Here is a 16,341-nt window from a genome sequence, read left to right as displayed (position 1 = left end):
CCCTCCCACATTTGATCACCAGTGCCCTTCAGCTTCGGGCAAATGCCACGGCTTTTTCGAACTGTGCCTGGGTTGGTCGCACACCGGTGTAAAGCACAAACTGCTCCAGCGCCTGGATCGCAATCACTTCCAGCCCGGTAATCACCCGCTTGCCCTTGGCCCGCCCCCGCACAATCAACGGTGTTTCGGCGGGGATTGCCACCACATCGAACACTGTTTCGGCTTTATCGATAGCATCGGCCTCGAACGCCAACGCATCGGCCTCAGGCCCACCGGTCATGCCAATCGGTGTCACGTTGACCAACATCCGTGGGCGCAACCCGCCAAGGTCGGCCTGCCATTCATACCCCAGGTTCTGCGCCAATCGGCGCCCCGCCGCCTCGTTGCGCGCCACGATCACACCGTTGGCATAACCGCCGTCAAGCAAGGCACTGGCCACGGCCTTGGCCATGCCGCCGCTGCCGCGCAGGGCGAAGGTCGAGTCCTTGGGCACCGCATGCGTCTTGAGCAGTTGCTCGACCGCAATGTAGTCCGTGTTATAGGCCTTGAGGTGGCCGTTGGTGTTGACGATGGTGTTCAGTGAGTCAATCGCTTGAACCGAAGCGTCGAGTTCGTCCACTAAGGCAATGGCAGCCTCTTTGAACGGCATGGACACCCCGCAACCCCGAACCCCCAAAGCCCGGATACCGCCGATCGCGCCGGGCAAATCCTGGCTGCTGAAGGCCTTATAGTAAAAATTCAGACCCAGCTGTTCATACAGGTGGTTATGAAATCGCAGGCCGAAATTGCCAGGGCGGGCGGACAGCGACATGCACAGTTGGGTGTCCTTGTTGGGGTGCATCTGCATGGAAAACTCCTTTGAGTAAGCAAATCGGTACAGACCTTACACAACCTTTACTTAGCGGCTGTGCTGTTTTTCAGAAATACGTTGTCTTAAAAGTATCCCCGCGACGTTACTTGAGTCTATTGACTGCAGACCACAAGCGCAGGGGCTAATCGAGGAATGACCATGAATCGTAAAATCCCCAAGATCGCCTTGCTTATCGGTGCACTCGCCATGGCAGGCCAAGCCTCCGCCCACGGCGGTGGATGGGCGGGTCCGGCCGCCTTGGGTGCGTTGGTCGGCGCCGCCGTGGTGGGCTCCGTGGTTGCCAGCCAACCTCGTGAGGTGTACGTGCAACAGCCCGTGTATGTACAACCGCAGCCGGTGTACGCCGCGCCACCGCCGGTGTACTACGCCCCGCCACCACCGGTGTATGTACAACAGCAGGTCTATTACCGCCCGGCGCCGGTTTATTACGGCCCGCCACATGGCTACTACTATGGCCCTCCTCACGGCTACTACCGTCGCGGCTGGTAAACCCCTGGTGTCACGTGCGAAACAGGCCTCGCCCCCGTGCGAGGCCTTTTTTTGCGCGCAAAGTCCGGATTTATCGCGTCAAGGTCGCTATAAGGACAATGGTGCCGACGCCAATCCCACAGGATAAGGCCCAAAGTCTACTTGCTCGACAGGGGCCAGCGCTGTCATGTTTGTGTCACGCCGCACTCCCACTATCGATCCTGTCCACTCAATAACAACAAGGACGACTGACCATGCCCACACAAAACCCGCACCGCACCGCTGGCCTCTGCACGTCCAGCAAGGTTTACAGCGCACTCACCGAACTCAAGCACTTGGAAGGCCACCGCAGCGCGAAATTCCTGGCGTTGCTGGCAGAAAACCTGGTGCGCAAGGGCCTGCTCAACGAGCAGGAAGTGGTGAGCATGCTCGATCAGGTGGTCGACTGACACGTTGCGTTGATGTCGACTATCGAGCCAGGTGATTTTTCCTTGGCCGCCTGGCCTCGTAAGGTGACCTCCATAGCGATTGGAGGTATCTATGCCCACTGTTCAAATCATGTCTGTCATCGGCAGCGCCGTCCCCGCCCCGCTTCGCGCGTTGGGAGTGCTTGCCTGCTGGTACCTGGTAAGCGACGGCGAGGCCATCAGTGGCCCCCTCACGTCGCTGTCCGCCGCCGAAAAACAGCTGCAGCAAGCGTCGAGCTTCAGGCTTGACGCCTGAGACTCAAGGCAGTGGCAGCTTGACCCGCGGCTTGCTTTCGACAAACAGCGCCCAACTGGACATGAACAGCGCCGCCACCAGCGGCCCGATCACGAACCCGTTGAGGCCGAACACCGATAAACCGCCCAGGGTCGAGATAAGGATCAAGTAGTCCGGCATCTTGGTGTCTTTGCCCACCAGGATCGGACGCAGCACGTTATCCACCAGCCCGATCACAAACACGCCAAACAGGCCCAGCACCACGCCCTGCCAGATCGAACCGCTGAGCAGGAAGTACGCGGCCACCGGCCCCCACACCAGCCCAGCCCCCACCGCCGGCAGCAGCGACAGAAACGCCATCAACACCGCCCAGAGCAACGCGCTGGGAATGTCCAGGAACCAGAAGATCAAACCGCCCAGCGCGCCCTGGGTCACGGCTACCAGCACGTTGCCCTTGACCGTGGCGCGCACTACCCGGTTGAACTTGAGCTGTAGACGACGCTTCTGTGGTTCGGCCAGCGGTACCGCCGTGCGCACTTTGCGCACCAGTTCCGGGCCGTCGCGCAGCAGGAAGAACAGCAAATACAGCATGATGAAAAAGCTCACCAGGAAATCAAACGTCCCCTGGCCGAAGCTGAACGCCTGGGTGGCAAAGAACTGGCTGCCCTGCATCGCGCTCTTGACGATCTTCTCACGCAGCCCTTCCAGGTTGCCCATGCCAAAGCGGTCCAGCAGATGCTGGAAGTACGGCGGCAGAAAGTGCTTGAACTGCTCGATATAACCGGCCACGTCGAGCTTGCCGCTCTCGATGTTCTTGTAGAGCGCCGCGCCCTCTTGCACCAGCAAGGCGCTGGTGATGATCACCGGCAGAATCGCAATCACCAGGCACACCATCAAGGTGGTCAGGGACAACAGGTTGCGGTTCCAGCCGAGGCGTTGCTGCAGGCGGCGCTGCATCGGCGCAAAGATGATGCCCAGGATCACCGCCCAGAACACCGCGCCGTAAAACGGCAGCAATATCCAGATAAACGCGATAGTCACCAGGACCAGCAACAACAGCAGGGTCTTGAATTGCAGAGTGGTTTGATTCATGTCCGGTCCATGTCAGAAAGCTCGGCGCGCGTGCGCCCTGCTGCTTAGTCCGTTGCAAATCCTGTGAGTGCCATCTTTGTTGCGGTAAGCGTAGACCCAGATCAATAACCCCTTCGGCGCCGCCCGGTACCCTCGCGCCCTTTTGCGGTCCGATTTGCCATGCCTCTGCTCCTTAGCCCTGAACTGTTGGCCCCCGCCGGCACCCTGAAAAACATGCGCTACGCCTTCGCCTACGGTGCCGATGCGGTATACGCCGGCCAGCCGCGCTACAGCTTGCGCGTGCGCAATAACGAGTTCGACCACGCCAACCTGGCCCTCGGCATCGACGAAGCCCATGCGCAAGGCAAGCGCTTTTACGTGGTGGTGAACATCGCGCCGCACAATGCCAAGCTCAAGACCTTTCTCAAAGACCTGGCCCCGGTGATCGCCATGGGCCCGGATGCGCTGATCATGTCCGACCCGGGGCTGATCATGCTGGTGCGCCGACACTTCCCACAGATGCCGATTCACTTGTCGGTACAGGCCAATACCGTGAACTGGGCCAGCGTCGAGTTCTGGCAGCAGCAAGGGATTTGCCGGGTGATCCTGTCGCGGGAGCTGTCCCTGGAAGAGATCGGCGAAATCCGCCAGCAGGTGCCGGCCATGGAGCTGGAGGTGTTTGTGCATGGCGCCTTGTGCATGGCCTATTCCGGCCGCTGCCTGCTGTCGGGGTATATGAACAAGCGCGACGCCAACCAAGGCAGTTGCACCAACGCCTGCCGCTGGAAATACCAGGCCACGCCGGCGGTGGAAAACACCACGGGGGAGATCGTCCAGGCGTATCAGCCGACCCTGGGGATTGGCACGCCGACCGACCAGGTGTTTGTGCTGCAGGAAGCCAACCGCCCCGACGAGCACATGCCCGCCTTCGAAGACGAGCACGGCACCTACATCATGAACGCCAAGGATTTGCGCGCGGTGCAGCATGTTGAGCGTTTGACCCACATGGGCGTGCATTCGCTGAAGATCGAAGGTCGCACCAAGTCGCACTTCTATTGCGCGCGCACCACCCAGGTGTATCGCCGGGCCATCGATGACGCCGTGGCCGGTCGCGCGTTCGACCGCAACTTGATGACAGACCTCGAATCCCTGGCCCAACGCGGCTACACCGAAGGCTTCCTGCGCCGCCATGTGCACGACGAGTACCAGAACTACCAGAACGGCAGCTCGGTGTCCGAGCGCCAGCAGTTTGTCGGCGAGTTAACCGGCGAGCGCCGGGGCGAATTGGCCGAGGTCAAGGTGAAGAACCGTTTTGCCGTGGGGGATCACTTGGAATTGATGACGCCCGCCGGCAACCTCCACTTTGACCTGGACACCTTGCACAACAGCAAGGGCCAAGCCATTGACGTGGCGCCGGGGGACGGGCACACGGTGTACGTGCACGTTCCGGCGCAGATGGACCTGCGTTTTGGCCTGCTGATGCGTGACGTGTAAACACTGTTGGGGCGAGCAAGCTTCCTCGCCACAGGGTCAGATCTTGAATTGCCCCACCAGTTGTCCGAGCCGCTGGCCAAGGTCGGCCAGGCTGCGCGAGGTCTGCGCGCTCAACTGCGTCTCATCGGCCACGTTGTCCACCGCCACGGCAATCTGATGCACGCTGCGGTTGATCTCTTCGGCGACGGCGGTCTGCTCTTCGGCGGCGCTGGCAATTTGCGCGTTCATCGAGTTGATGGTGCCGATCAACTGGGCCATGGTGTCCAGCGACGCCCCAGCTTGGTTGGCCTGGGCGGAGGTGCCGTCGCCGGCATCACTGGAGCGGCGCATCGCGTCCACGGCGGCCACCGTGCCGGTTTGCAGGCGGTCGATCATGCCCTGGATTTCCTGGGTGCTGGTCTGCGTGCGGCTGGCCAGGGCGCGCACTTCGTCGGCGACCACCGCAAAACCACGGCCGGCCTCCCCTGCCCGCGCGGCCTCGATCGCCGCGTTGAGGGCCAACAGGTTGGTCTGTTCGGCAATCGAACGGATCACGCTGAGCACACTGACAATCGATGACACATCCTGCTGCAAGCTGTCGAGGGACACGCCGCTGCTGCGGATGTCATTCACCAGCGCATGGATCTGCGCAATGCTGCCGTCCACCACGCGCTTGGCGGCCTGGCCTTCGGCGTCGGTCTGTTGTGCCGCCACGGAGGCGCCTTGCGCACTGCGCGCAACTTCCTGGGCCGCAGACGACATCTGGTTAATGGCGGTGGCCACTTGGTCGGTTTCGTGACGCTGGCGCTCCATGGCCTGCTCGGAACGCTGGGCCTGGTCGGACACCTGGCTGACCAGCCCGGTCAGTTGCGCGGTCATGTCAGTGATCTGGCGTACCAGGCCGTGGATCTTGTCGACAAACCGGTTGAACGCCCCCGCGAGGTCGCCCAACTCATCCTGGCTGGTGATCGCCAGGCGGCGGGTCAAATCGCCCTCACCGGCGGCGATGTCATCCAGGTTGGCTTTCATCAAGTGCAACGGACGCAGGATGGTATTGGCCAGCACCATGCCCACGGCGGCAATCACCAGCAACACCACCACGGCCACGCCGAGGATGCTCAGCAACACACCCTCCATGCGTTTTTCCACCTTGGCTTCGACCACCGCCACCTGGGCTTCGATGCCATCGAGGTTCACCGAGGTACCGATGACCATGTCCCATTTAGGCAGGTATTCGGTGTAACCCATCTTGGGCACCAGTTCGGTCTGGCCAGGCTGGGTCGAGCTGTATTGCAGGTAGTGAGTGCCGTCCTTGCCGACCTTGACCAGGTCGCGGTTGACGTACACACCGTTGGGGTCGCGATTGTCCTTGAAGCTCTTGCCCACGCCGTCCGGGCTGTTGCCCTTGAACAGGCGAATGGTCTCGGAGTCGTAGCCGAAGAAGTAACCGTCCTTGCCGTAGCTGGTGTTGGAGAGCAACTTCACCACCTCTGCCCGCGCCGCCGTATCACCGGGAGCGGCGGCGTCGTAGAGCGGTTTGACAGTGCTCATGGCCACTTCCACATAACTTTGCAGGGTGGCCTTGGCGTTGTTGAGCAGGCGCTCGCGGGTTTCAGCCACCTCGTTGCGTGCCTGGCCCTGGAGAATCCACACGGTGGTCAGGCTGATCACCAGGGCAAACAGCAACACCGGGACGACGGCGAGGGACAGGACTTTGGCCTTCAGACTCAGACGCATGACTTTTCTCTCTTATTAAGCGGCTTGAGAGGTTATCGGCCAATTACCCTGATTCTGTAGGACAACACGCATTTGTGGTCATGGGCGAGCAATGAGGTTACAGGGTCATGGCGGCCAACCAGCCAAATGCCAGCAACGGCAGGTTGTAGTGCAGGAAGGTCGGCACCACGGTGTCCCAGATATGGTGGTGCTGGCCGTCAATATTCAGCCCGGAGGTAGGGCCGAGGGTGGAGTCCGACGCCGGCGAGCCCGCATCGCCCAGCGCACCGGCCGTACCGACGATGCACACGATGGCCATCGGGCTGAAGCCCAGTTGCACGCACAGCGGCACAAAAATCGCGGCGAGGATCGGCACCGTGGAAAACGACGAGCCGATCCCCATGGTCACCAACAGGCCCACCAACAGCATCAGCAAGGCGCCGACACCACGGCTATGGCCGATAAACGCCGCCGAGGCTTGCACCAGCGAACGCACGTCACCGGTGGCCTTGAGCACTTCGGCAAACCCTGAGGCGGCGATCATGATGAAGCCGATCATGGCCATCATCTTCATGCCTTCGGTGAACAGGTCGTCGGTATCGCGCCAGCGCACGATGCCCGACACCGAGAAGATCAGGAACCCGGCAAGGGCGCCGATGATCATCGAGTCCAGCCACAGTTGAATGATGAACGCCGAAGCAATCGCCAGACCGGCCACCAGCAGGGTCAGCGGGTTGTACTGCACCGCCACTTGCTCGACCCGCTCGATTTTCTCCAGGTCGTACACGCGTTTTTTGCGGTAGCTGATAAACACCGCCACCAGCAGGCCGGCCACCATGCCCAAGGCCGGCAGGCTCATGGCGTGGGTCACGTTGACCTGGCTGATGTCCACGCCGCTGCCGGCGACGTTGGCCAGCAGGATCTGGTTGAGGAAGATATTGCCGAAGCCCACCGGCAGGAACATATAGGGGGTGATCAGGCCGAAGGTCATTACGCAGGCGATCAGGCGGCGGTCCAGTTGCAGTTTGGTCAGCACGTACAGCAGCGGCGGCACCAACAGCGGAATAAACGCGATGTGGATCGGCAGAATGTTCTGCGAGGCAATCGCAACCACCCACAACAGGCCGATCAACAGCCATTTGACGTGGCTGCCACCCGTGGCGTCCTGGCGGTCGACCAGCAACAGGGCCTTGTCCGCCAGCGCATGAGCCAGGCCGGACTTGGCAATAGCCACCGCGAAAGCGCCGAGCAGTGCGTAGGACAACGCCACGGTCGCGCCCCCACCCAAGCCGCCATTGAAGGCCTTGAGCGTGGCCTCGATGCCCAGGCCACCGGCCAGACCACCCACCAGGGCGCCGACAATAATGGCAATGACTACATGCACGCGGGACAGGCTGAGCACCAGCATGGTGCCGACCGCGGCGATGACTGCGTTAATCATGGTTACCTCAAGCAGAAACATAAAAGACAGGCATGCCCGCGCCCAGATGGCCATTGACTGGCAACCCGCTCGCAGACTTTAAGGAGGTCTTATTAGAGGGCGCGCACTTTGCAGCAGGCGGGCGCGCATGTCAAAAAGCGGCGCCGCTTTCGGGTTTGGATTGATCGCTTGAATAAACAAAACTGTCGATCGCCACGGCTGAGCCAGGCGTTGAACCGTCTGGCAAATCCGCCGCAGGGCTTGAGGGAGCAATTTTGGATTGAATGCCTTTACACATCGTGGGAACGAAGACTTTTCCCACAGCTTGATGGGGGCATGTCAGGCGTGGCGCTTGGGCAGTTCGATCAGCACCTTGAGCCCACCCAATTCACTGTCCTGCAATTGCAACACGCCACCCCACACCTCGACGATATCCCGCACGATGCCCAACCCAAGCCCGTGGCCCTCAGTCTGCTCGTCCAGCCGCGCGCCACGACTGAACACCTGGTCCCGTTGGGCTTCGGGGATGCCGGGGCCGTCGTCTTCCACCGTCAGCAGGTAAACGTGCCCGGTATCGCTGACGCTCAGGCGAATTTCGGCGTCCGCCCACTTACAGGCGTTGTCCAGCAGGTTGCCGAGCAGCTCCAGCAGGTCTTCGCGGTCCCAAGGCAGATACAGGCCAGGGGCGGCGTGGTAGCTGAGGTCCAGGTGTTCGCCGTGGATCATGTTCAGGGTGGCGAGCAAGCCAGGCAGTTCTTTTTCGCAGTCGAACAACGCCCCCGGCAGGGTTTCGCCGGCCAGCCGTGCGCGGTTGAGTTCACGGTTGAGGCGTTGCTGCACTTGTTCCAGTTGGTCGCGCAGCAGTTGGCTCAGTTCGGGGCGGTCCTTGAGCGCCTCGCTTGACGCTGCGCTCAATAACACGGCCAACGGGGTTTTCAGCGCATGCCCCAGGTTACCCAGGGCATTGCGGGAGCGCTTGAGGCTGTCTTCGGTGTGGGCCAGCAGGTGGTTGATCTGCGCGACCAGCGGCTCCAGCTCCTGTGGCACCTGGGTGTCGAGTTGCGAGCGTTGGCCCTGTTGCAACTGAGCGATCTGGTTGCGTGCGTTTTCCAGCGGGCGCAGGGCGCGACGCACCGTGAGCCGTTGCAGGATCAACACCAACAGCAGCGCCGCCAGGCCCAGCACCAGGCCGATCTGACGCATCAGCTGGAAACTTTCCCGCACCGGTGTGTAGTCCTGAGCCACGCTGATGGAAATCGAGTGGCCAAAGCGCTTGTAGTCCGAACGCAGCACCAGCAGTTGTTGGCCTTCGGGGCCCAGTTGCAGGTTGCCCTTGAGCCCGGCTTCGGGCAGTTGGGGCAATTCCTGGTCCCACAGCGAACGAGAACGCCAGTGCACATCGGCAAAGTCGATACGAAAGTAATGCCCGGAAAACGGCCGTTGATAGGCCGGCGACAGACGCTGCTCATCCAGCTGCACGCCGTTGGGCCCACGCACCAGCGCCACCAACAGGTTTTCCGCGTCGTTACGCAGCCCGGCTTCCAGGTAACGCTGCAAACCGGCCTCGAACAACCACAGGCTGGTTTGCGCCAGCACCACACCGACGACCACCATCACGCTGATCAGGCCCAGGCTCAGGCGTCGCTGAATCGACCTCATGCGGGGTTGGCGCCAAACCGGTAACCCTGGCCACGCCGGGTTTCGATCACGCTGCGGCCCAACTTGCGGCGCAGGTGGTTGACGTGGACTTCCAGCACATTGGAATCGCGTTCGGTCTCGCCATCATACAAATGCTCGGCCAGGTGGCTTTTCGACAGGATCTGCTCGGGGTGCAGCATGAAATAGCGCAGCAGGCGAAATTCCGCGGCGGTGAGCTGGATCTCTTCGCCGCCGCGCAACACGCATTGGCGGCCTTCATCCAAGTGCAGGCCGGCGGCTTGCAGGGTGGGTTGGTTGGCCTGGCCGTGGGACCGGCGCAACAGCGCCTGGATGCGCAGGTGCAGCTCTTCAGGGTGAAAGGGTTTGCTCAGGTAATCGTCGGCACCGGCCTTGAGCCCTTCGATACGCTCGGCCCAGGAGTCGCGGGCGGTGAGCACGAGCACCGGAGTGGCGAGCGCGGCGGCGCGCCATTGCGCCAGCACTTCGAGGCCAGGCAAACCGGGCAGGCCAAGGTCGAGGATGATCAGATCATAGGGTTCGCTGCGGCCCTGGTAAGCGGCGTCGCGCCCGTCAGCCAGCCAGTCCACGGCATAGCCCTGGCGCTGCAAGCCGGCCAGCAGTTCATCGGCCAGGGGTACATTGTCTTCTACCAGCAGCAGGCGCATCAGTCTTCCTCATCTTTAATCAGCGCACCGGTGGTAGCGTCAAGTTTGATCTCGCGCACCACACCCTCGGTGGTCACCAGCTCCACTTCATAAGCATATTGGCCGTGTTTTTTCTCAAGCTCGGCCTCTAGCATACGGGAGCCCGGATAGCGCGCCATGGCCTGCTGCAACAGCTGCTCCAGCGGCAGGATCACGCCCTGCTGGCGCAACGCGAGGGCTTCGTCCTGGTTGAGGTCGCGGGCCTGCAAACTTGAGCAGAACACCACAAGCACCAGTGCCACCCGACTGCCGGTGCGTAAATTTACCTTCATTACGTATCCTGATGATTCTTGAGAACCTGCCCGGTGAGCGCGTCCAATTCAACGTCCCATTCGATACCGTTGCGATCTTGCAGCTCGACCTCATAAACGTACTTGCCGTAGGCCTCATCCAGGTCGGTGTCCAGCAGCGTAGAACCGGGGTGCAGGGCCAGGGCCGTGGCTTCCAGTTGGTCAAAGGCGACAATTGTAACAGTGCCGGGTACGACCAGTGGTTTGTCCGGGTCCACGGCTCCGGCCTGGGGCGCCGCACAGGCGATGATAACGGCGGCGACCAGAGCGGTGAGGCGTTTCATGATAAATCTCCGTTACGCGATGTTATTCCTACACACGCCACGGTAACGGCTGCAACTTAACTGAAACTGAATTGCCACCATGGCAATTGCGCGTAGGCCTTTTCCCACAACCCGCGAGATTTTCTATACTGCCCCCTCGCTTCAATCGAGACCGGTATGACAGCCATCCACATCAAGTTTCCCGCCCTGACCCTCAAGGCCGGCAAACGCGCCCTCGCGCGCATCCGCGAACAGGGCCTTGCGCCTGCCGACGTCGGCATTCTGCCCGGTGCGGCCGGTGGCCCCAAGGCGCTGGGTATCCAGGGTCTGGACCTGGCGCTGTTCGGCGACTGGCTGCCGCGCGCGCCACGGGAACGGGCGCTGATCGGTGCGTCCATCGGCTCCTGGCGCTTTGCCAGTGCCTGCCTGCCCGACCCGGTACAAGGCCTGTTGGACCTCGGCCGGCTGTACAACGAGCAGCGCTTTGCCAAAGGCGTGACCATGGCCGACGTCAGCCAGAGCTGCCGGCGCATGCTCGACGACCTGCTGGCCGGCCGCGATGCGCGGGTGCTGGACAACCCCGACTATCGCCTGAACATCATGGTAGTCAAAAGCCACGGCCTGCTCGCCGATGACCATCGCGGGCGCCTGGGCCTGGGCCTGTCCTCGGTGATCGCCGATAACCTGCGTGGCCGCGCGCGGCTGTCGCGGCATTTCGAACGGCTGATCATCCATGACCCGCGCCAGCCGCCACCGGTGCATCCGCTGCAGGATTTTCCGTCGCGCTTTGTCGAATTGGATGCAGGCAACCTGCGCCAGGCATTGCTGGCCTCCGGCTCGATCCCCATGGTGATGCAAGGCGTACGCGACCTGCCTGGCGCCGGCAGCGGCACTTACCGCGACGGCGGCCTGCTGGACTACCACCTCGACCTGCCCTACCACGGCGACGATATTGTGCTGTACCCGCACTTCACCGACCGGGTCGTCCCCGGCTGGTTCGACAAGGGCCTGCCGTGGCGACGCAGCAATCAACAGGGCTTGCAGGATGTGTTGCTGCTGGCGCCGTCCAGGGACTACTTGGCCCGCCTGCCCCACGGCAAACTGCCGGACCGCAGCGACTTCAAGCGCTTCGTGGGCGATGACGCGAGCCGCAACACATACTGGCAAACCGCGATGAGCGAGAGCCGGCGGCTGGGGGATGAGTTCCTACAGTTGGCCGATAACGGCGGGCTGGGCGAGCGCTTGCAGGCGCTTTGACCGAGCGGTATGCGCGGCGAGGGATCAAGCTGTTAAACTCGCCGGCTGCCAGATACCTGACCGAGCTGAAAATACTGTGGAAATCTTCAAGGAATTTACATTCGAATCCGCCCACCGCCTGCCGCACGTGCCGGACGGCCATAAATGCGGGCGCCTGCATGGGCATTCGTTCAAGGTGGCTATCCACCTGAGCGGCGACCTGGATCCCTATACCGGCTGGATTCGCGACTTCTCGGAGATCAAGGCGATTTTCAAGCCGCTCTATGAACGCCTCGACCACAACTACCTCAATGACATCCCCGGCCTGGAAAACCCGACCAGCGAAGTGCTGGCCAAGTGGATCTGGAACGAACTCAAACCCCTGTTGCCGGAACTCAGCGCAATTCGCATCCACGAGACCTGCACCAGTGGCTGTATTTATCGCGGCGAATAAGCCTGCGATGTGTGTAAAAAACCACCCTTGCGGTGGTTTTTTTCGGCCTAGATGATTTACCACGCAGCCACCGTTTGACTGATCCATTTTGTATCACCCCTGCACCGCTTTCGTGCCCGACTGGGCAGCGCGAACACTCCCTCCGGCATTTCTTGCCTGTTTGGCTATAAATACTGTGCACGCTGCACAACTCACACCGTGCGCCCGTCACTGCTGCTGATTTGGCACGGGCGGTGCAATAGGCCTGCGTCACTCATTCAGGGAGCACGGCACATGACGCAGCAAGAACCGGGCAACGATTACCCTTTAAGCGAAGTCCCCATGCATGCGCGCAAAGGCCTGGCATCCACCGCCATGGTGCTGCTGGGCTTTACGTTTTTTACCGCGACCATGTTTGCCGGCGGCAAGCTGGGGGTGGCGTTCAGCTTTATCGACATGCTCGGCGTGGTGGCCTTGGGCAACCTGCTGTTGGGTATTTACGCGGCGGGCCTGGGTTATATCGCGTTCAAGAGCGGCTTGAACTCCGTATTGATGGGGCGCTTGTGCTTTGGCGAAGTCGGCAGCAAGCTCAGTGACTTGATCCTCGGCTTCACCCAGATCGGCTGGTACGCCTGGGGCACCGCCACGGCTGCCGTGGTGCTGGGTAAGTACTTCGAACTGAGCCAGGGCAACGTGCTGGTGTTGATGCTGGTGTTTGGCCTGGTATTTTGCGCCACGGCTTACGTGGGCTATCGCGGGCTGGAGATTCTTTCCTACATCGCGGTGCCAGCCATGGGGCTGCTGCTGTTTCTGTCGATGTGGGTCGCCACGGCCAAAGTCGGCGGTTGGGACGGCCTGCTGGCGGTGACGCCAACCGCTGAATTGGATTTGTCCACGGCGATCACCCTGGTGTTCGGCACCTTCGTCAGCGGCGCGACCCAGGCCACCAACTGGACGCGGTTTTCGCGCTCGGCCAGGGTCGCGGTGCTGGCCAGCCTGATCGGTTTCTTTATCGGCAACGGCCTGATGGTGCTGATCGGGGCCTACGGCGCCATCGTCTATCAACAACCGGATGTGGTCGAGGTGTTGCTGCTGCAAGGCTTTGCGCTGGCGGCGATGGCCATGTTGCTGCTCAATATCTGGAGTACCCAGGACAACACCATCTACAACTTCGCCGTGGCCGGCTGCAACCTGTTGCGCACCCAACGCCGCAAGACCGTGACCCTGGCCGGCGCGGTGATCGGCACCCTGCTGGCGCTGCTTGGCATGTACGACATGCTGGTGCCGTACCTGATCCTGCTGGGCACGGTGATACCACCGATTGGCGGGGTGATCATGGCCGACTTTTTCTACCGCTATCGTGGCCAATACCCGCGCCTGGCCGAGGCTCGCCTGCCGGCGTTCAACTGGCCGGGGCTGGCGGCCTATGCCGTGGGCACCGTGCTGGCATTCAACTCGCCCTGGGTCGCGCCGCTGGTAGGGATCGCAGCCGCGTCGCTTACCTACATCGTGCTGACGGCCGTACTACGTGTGCGTGCGCCATTGGCTGACGCTCAAGCATGAGCCTGACCGTCGCCGATGTGCTGGCCCTGCCTGGCCTTGAATCCATGCGCCTGCGCGCCGGCGAGGCAGGCCTGGACAACCCTGTGCGCTGGCCCTACGTGGCGGAAAACAGCGGGATCGCCGAGTGGGTGCTGGGCAGCGAGCTGGTGTTTGTCACCGGCATCAATCACCCACGGGATGAAGCGAACTTGCTGCAATTGCTGCAAGAAGCCTGTCAGCGCAAGGTGGCCGGGCTGGTGATTCTCACCGGGCCGGCGTATATCCAGGCGATACCCCAGCGGCTGCTGGATGCCGCGCACGCAGCGGGCATGCCGCTGATCGAGCAACCCTACTCGTTGAAAATGGTGCTGGTAACCCAAGCCATCGGCTCGGCGCTGATCCAGTTCGAGCAGTTGGGGCGTTCGCGCCATGATGTGTTGGAACGCTTGCTGACCGGTGACTTTCAATCCCTGGAAGTGCTGCTGCACAGGGCCGCGCAACTGGGTATGTCCCTCAACGGGCATTGGCAGGTGGTGCAATTGCAATTGGAGGGCAGCGAGTCGCTGTTTGCCCAGAACGATACACAACAGGTCGAAGCGCACCTGGCTCAGCAACACGACGGCATCAGTCGCCGCCTACGTCAGTGGTCGGCGGGGTTGCCGTTATTGGGCCGGGCCGGGAATTGGACACTGCTGCTGCCGGCCCCCGACGCGGTTGCGGCCCTGGCTAACCGCCAACAATTGGCCACCTGGTTGAAGCCGCTGAACCTGCGCCTGGCGCCGCTTAAATTGTTTACCGGCCTCAGCGCCGCCGCGCACCCACCTGCGCGCCTGGCCCAGGCCCAGGATGAAGCGCGCCAGGCGTTGGCCGCCGCGCGGCGTTTCAGCGAACGCGCCGGGCTGTGCGTGTACGACGAACTGGGCGTGCTCAAGTTACTCAGCGGCGTGCGTGATCGCGCCCTGCTCGACCACTTTCTCAATGAACGCTTGGGCCCGTTATTGCGCCACGACTTGCACCATGGCCCCAGCCTGATGCCGACTCTGGAAGCCTGGTTTCACGAGAATGGTAACCTGATGGCCGCCGCCCAGCGCCTGGCCCTGCACCGCAACACTGTGACGCACCGCGTCCAGCGCATCGAAGCCCTGTGCGGGCTGACGCTGGATAACGCCTATGACCGCCTGGACATCGGCATCGCCCTGATGATCTGGCGGCTGTCTGCCTGATTGTTTTTAGCCAAGAGGAACTTGCCCATGCACATCATCAACGCCCGCCTGCGCAACCATGAAGGCCTGCATGATCTGCACCTGGAAAACGGCCGGATCGCCAGCATCACGCCACAAACCAGGGCGCCGATTTTAACCGCCGATGATGTGGACGCGGCCGGCAATCTGGTGATCCCGCCATTCGTCGAACCGCATATCCACCTCGATGCCACGCTCACCGCCGGCGAACCGCGCTGGAACATGAGCGGCACACTGTTCGAAGGGATCGAGTGCTGGGGCGAACGCAAAGCCACCATCACCCAGCAAGACACCAAGACCCGCGCCAAGCAGACCATCCAGGCGCTTGCCGCCCACGGCATCCAACATGTACGCACGCATGTCGACGTCACCGACCCGGACCTTACGGCGCTCAAAGCCATGCTGCAAGTGCGTGAAGAAAGCACGCACCTGATCGACCTGCAAATCGTCGCGTTTCCCCAGGAAGGCATCGAGTCGTTCCACCATGGCCGCGAACTGATGGAAGAAGCCATTCGCCTGGGCGCCGACGTGATTGGTGGCATCCCTCACTTTGAATACACTCGCGACCAAGGCGTGAGTTCGGTGAAGTTCCTGATGGACCTGGCCGAACGCACCGGTTGCTTGGTGGACGTGCATTGCGACGAAACCGACGACCCGCACTCGCGCTTCCTCGAGGTGCTGGCCGAAGAGGCCCGAAGCCGCGACATGGGCGCCCTTGTCACCGCCAGCCACACCACGGCCATGGGTTCTTACGACAATGCTTATTGCGCCAAACTGTTCCGCCTGCTGGGACATTCCGGCATCAGCTTCGTGTCGTGCCCGACCGAAAGCATCCACCTGCAAGGCCGTTTCGACAGCTTCCCGAAACGCCGTGGCGTGACCCGCGTCAACGAGCTGCTCGAAGCCGGCATGAATGTTTGCTTCGGCCAGGACTCCATCGTCGATCCCTGGTACCCCCTGGGCAACGGCAACATCCTGCGGGTGCTCGAAGCCGGTTTACACATTTGCCATATGCTCGGCTACCGCAACCTGCAAAGCGCCCTCGACCTGGTGACCGATAACAGCGCCAAGGCGATGGCCCTGGGTGATCGTTATGGCCTGGAACCCGGACGGCCAGCCAATTTGCTGATCCTCTCGGCGCACAGCGACTACGAGGTGATTCGCAGCCAGGGCCTGCCGCTATACTCGATTCGCAACGGCAAAGTACTGATGAAACGCCAGCCGGCCCAGGTTGAGTTTATGTAACCACCGT

The 16,341-nt window shown here is 61.8% G+C and carries 17 protein-coding genes; 9 read left to right on the top strand and 8 right to left on the bottom strand.

Annotated elements, in window-relative coordinates:
- Positions 1–28: 28 nt before the first annotated feature.
- Positions 29–847, bottom strand: coding sequence for a shikimate 5-dehydrogenase (locus KSS96_RS10350; protein WP_217856070.1), 819 nt, complete (start codon positions 845–847; stop codon positions 29–31).
- 156 nt (positions 848–1,003) lie between these two features.
- On the opposite strand from KSS96_RS10350, the gene KSS96_RS10345 reads away from it, so the two are divergent.
- The 3 genes from KSS96_RS10345 to KSS96_RS10335 all read left to right on the top strand — a co-directional run bounded on the left by KSS96_RS10345 (position 1,004) and on the right by KSS96_RS10335 (position 2,062).
- Positions 1,004–1,360, top strand: a complete 357-nt coding sequence (locus KSS96_RS10345; RefSeq protein WP_017526758.1) for a hypothetical protein — start codon at positions 1,004–1,006, stop codon at positions 1,358–1,360.
- A gap of 233 nt (positions 1,361–1,593) precedes the next feature.
- Positions 1,594–1,788, top strand: a complete 195-nt coding sequence (locus KSS96_RS10340; protein WP_003173044.1) for a hypothetical protein — start codon at positions 1,594–1,596, stop codon at positions 1,786–1,788.
- Between the two features lie 91 nt (positions 1,789–1,879).
- A complete protein-coding gene (locus tag KSS96_RS10335; RefSeq protein ID WP_017526757.1) occupies positions 1,880–2,062 on the top strand; it encodes a hypothetical protein in 183 nt (60 codons plus the stop codon).
- 3 nt (positions 2,063–2,065) lie between these two features.
- Here the strand turns inward: KSS96_RS10335 and KSS96_RS10330 are convergent, their stop codons facing one another.
- Positions 2,066–3,133 (bottom strand): AI-2E family transporter, encoded by a 1,068-nt coding sequence (locus tag KSS96_RS10330; RefSeq protein ID WP_065876538.1) that lies wholly within the window; start codon positions 3,131–3,133, stop codon positions 2,066–2,068.
- 159 nt (positions 3,134–3,292) lie between these two features.
- Here KSS96_RS10330 and trhP point away from each other — a divergent pair, with 159 nt between their 5' ends.
- Positions 3,293–4,606: a prephenate-dependent tRNA uridine(34) hydroxylase TrhP gene (trhP, locus tag KSS96_RS10325; RefSeq protein WP_017526755.1), complete on the top strand. Its 1,314-nt coding sequence runs from the start codon at positions 3,293–3,295 to the stop codon at positions 4,604–4,606.
- Positions 4,607–4,642: 36 nt separating this feature from the next.
- Here the strand turns inward: trhP and ctpM are convergent, their stop codons facing one another.
- From ctpM to KSS96_RS10295, 6 genes are all read right to left on the bottom strand, one after another.
- The gene (ctpM, locus tag KSS96_RS28435) at positions 4,643–6,322 is read right to left on the bottom strand and encodes a methyl-accepting chemotaxis protein CtpM (protein ID WP_065876537.1); all 1,680 of its coding nucleotides are present in this window, start codon (positions 6,320–6,322) and stop codon (positions 4,643–4,645) included.
- A gap of 97 nt (positions 6,323–6,419) precedes the next feature.
- Entirely contained in the window at positions 6,420–7,739 is a 1,320-nt protein-coding gene (locus tag KSS96_RS10315) for a Na+/H+ antiporter family protein (protein ID WP_161979905.1), read from the bottom strand.
- A gap of 321 nt (positions 7,740–8,060) precedes the next feature.
- Positions 8,061–9,380 carry a sensor histidine kinase gene (locus tag KSS96_RS10310; protein WP_065876536.1) on the bottom strand — a complete coding sequence of 440 codons (1,320 nt, stop codon included), beginning with the start codon at positions 9,378–9,380 and terminating at the stop codon, positions 8,061–8,063.
- The gene (locus KSS96_RS10305) at positions 9,377–10,045 is read right to left on the bottom strand and encodes a response regulator transcription factor (RefSeq protein ID WP_017526751.1); all 669 of its coding nucleotides are present in this window, start codon (positions 10,043–10,045) and stop codon (positions 9,377–9,379) included. The genes KSS96_RS10310 and KSS96_RS10305 overlap by 4 nt, the downstream gene beginning before the upstream one ends.
- Entirely contained in the window at positions 10,045–10,356 is a 312-nt protein-coding gene (locus KSS96_RS10300) for a PepSY domain-containing protein (protein ID WP_017526750.1), read from the bottom strand. The genes KSS96_RS10305 and KSS96_RS10300 overlap by 1 nt, the downstream gene beginning before the upstream one ends.
- Entirely contained in the window at positions 10,356–10,658 is a 303-nt protein-coding gene (locus KSS96_RS10295) for a PepSY domain-containing protein (RefSeq protein ID WP_017526749.1), read from the bottom strand. The genes KSS96_RS10300 and KSS96_RS10295 overlap by 1 nt, the downstream gene beginning before the upstream one ends.
- Positions 10,659–10,814: 156 nt before the next feature.
- Here KSS96_RS10295 and KSS96_RS10290 point away from each other — a divergent pair, with 156 nt between their 5' ends.
- From KSS96_RS10290 to codA, 5 genes are all read left to right on the top strand, one after another.
- Positions 10,815–11,894, top strand: coding sequence for a patatin-like phospholipase domain-containing protein (locus tag KSS96_RS10290; RefSeq protein ID WP_065876535.1), 1,080 nt, complete (start codon positions 10,815–10,817; stop codon positions 11,892–11,894).
- Between the two features lie 76 nt (positions 11,895–11,970).
- Positions 11,971–12,327: a 6-carboxytetrahydropterin synthase QueD gene (gene queD / locus KSS96_RS10285; RefSeq protein ID WP_017526747.1), complete on the top strand. Its 357-nt coding sequence runs from the start codon at positions 11,971–11,973 to the stop codon at positions 12,325–12,327.
- A 273-nt stretch (positions 12,328–12,600) separates the two neighbouring features.
- Entirely contained in the window at positions 12,601–13,869 is a 1,269-nt protein-coding gene (codB, locus tag KSS96_RS10280; RefSeq protein WP_017526746.1) for a cytosine permease, read from the top strand.
- Complete coding sequence (locus KSS96_RS10275) at positions 13,866–15,071, top strand: PucR family transcriptional regulator (RefSeq protein ID WP_017526745.1); 1,206 nt, start codon at positions 13,866–13,868, stop codon at positions 15,069–15,071. Before codB ends, KSS96_RS10275 begins: the two co-directional genes overlap by 4 nt.
- A 27-nt stretch (positions 15,072–15,098) precedes the next feature.
- Positions 15,099–16,334 carry a cytosine deaminase gene (gene codA / locus KSS96_RS10270; protein ID WP_017526744.1) on the top strand — a complete coding sequence of 412 codons (1,236 nt, stop codon included), beginning with the start codon at positions 15,099–15,101 and terminating at the stop codon, positions 16,332–16,334.
- Positions 16,335–16,341: the final 7 nt, after the last annotated feature.

Origin of the sequence: Pseudomonas asgharzadehiana, assembly GCF_019139815.1 — a bacterium.
GTDB lineage: Bacteria > Pseudomonadota > Gammaproteobacteria > Pseudomonadales > Pseudomonadaceae > Aquipseudomonas > Aquipseudomonas asgharzadehiana.
Note: the sequence above shows the minus strand (reverse complement) of the source record. Positions and strands in the feature narration are given on the sequence as shown.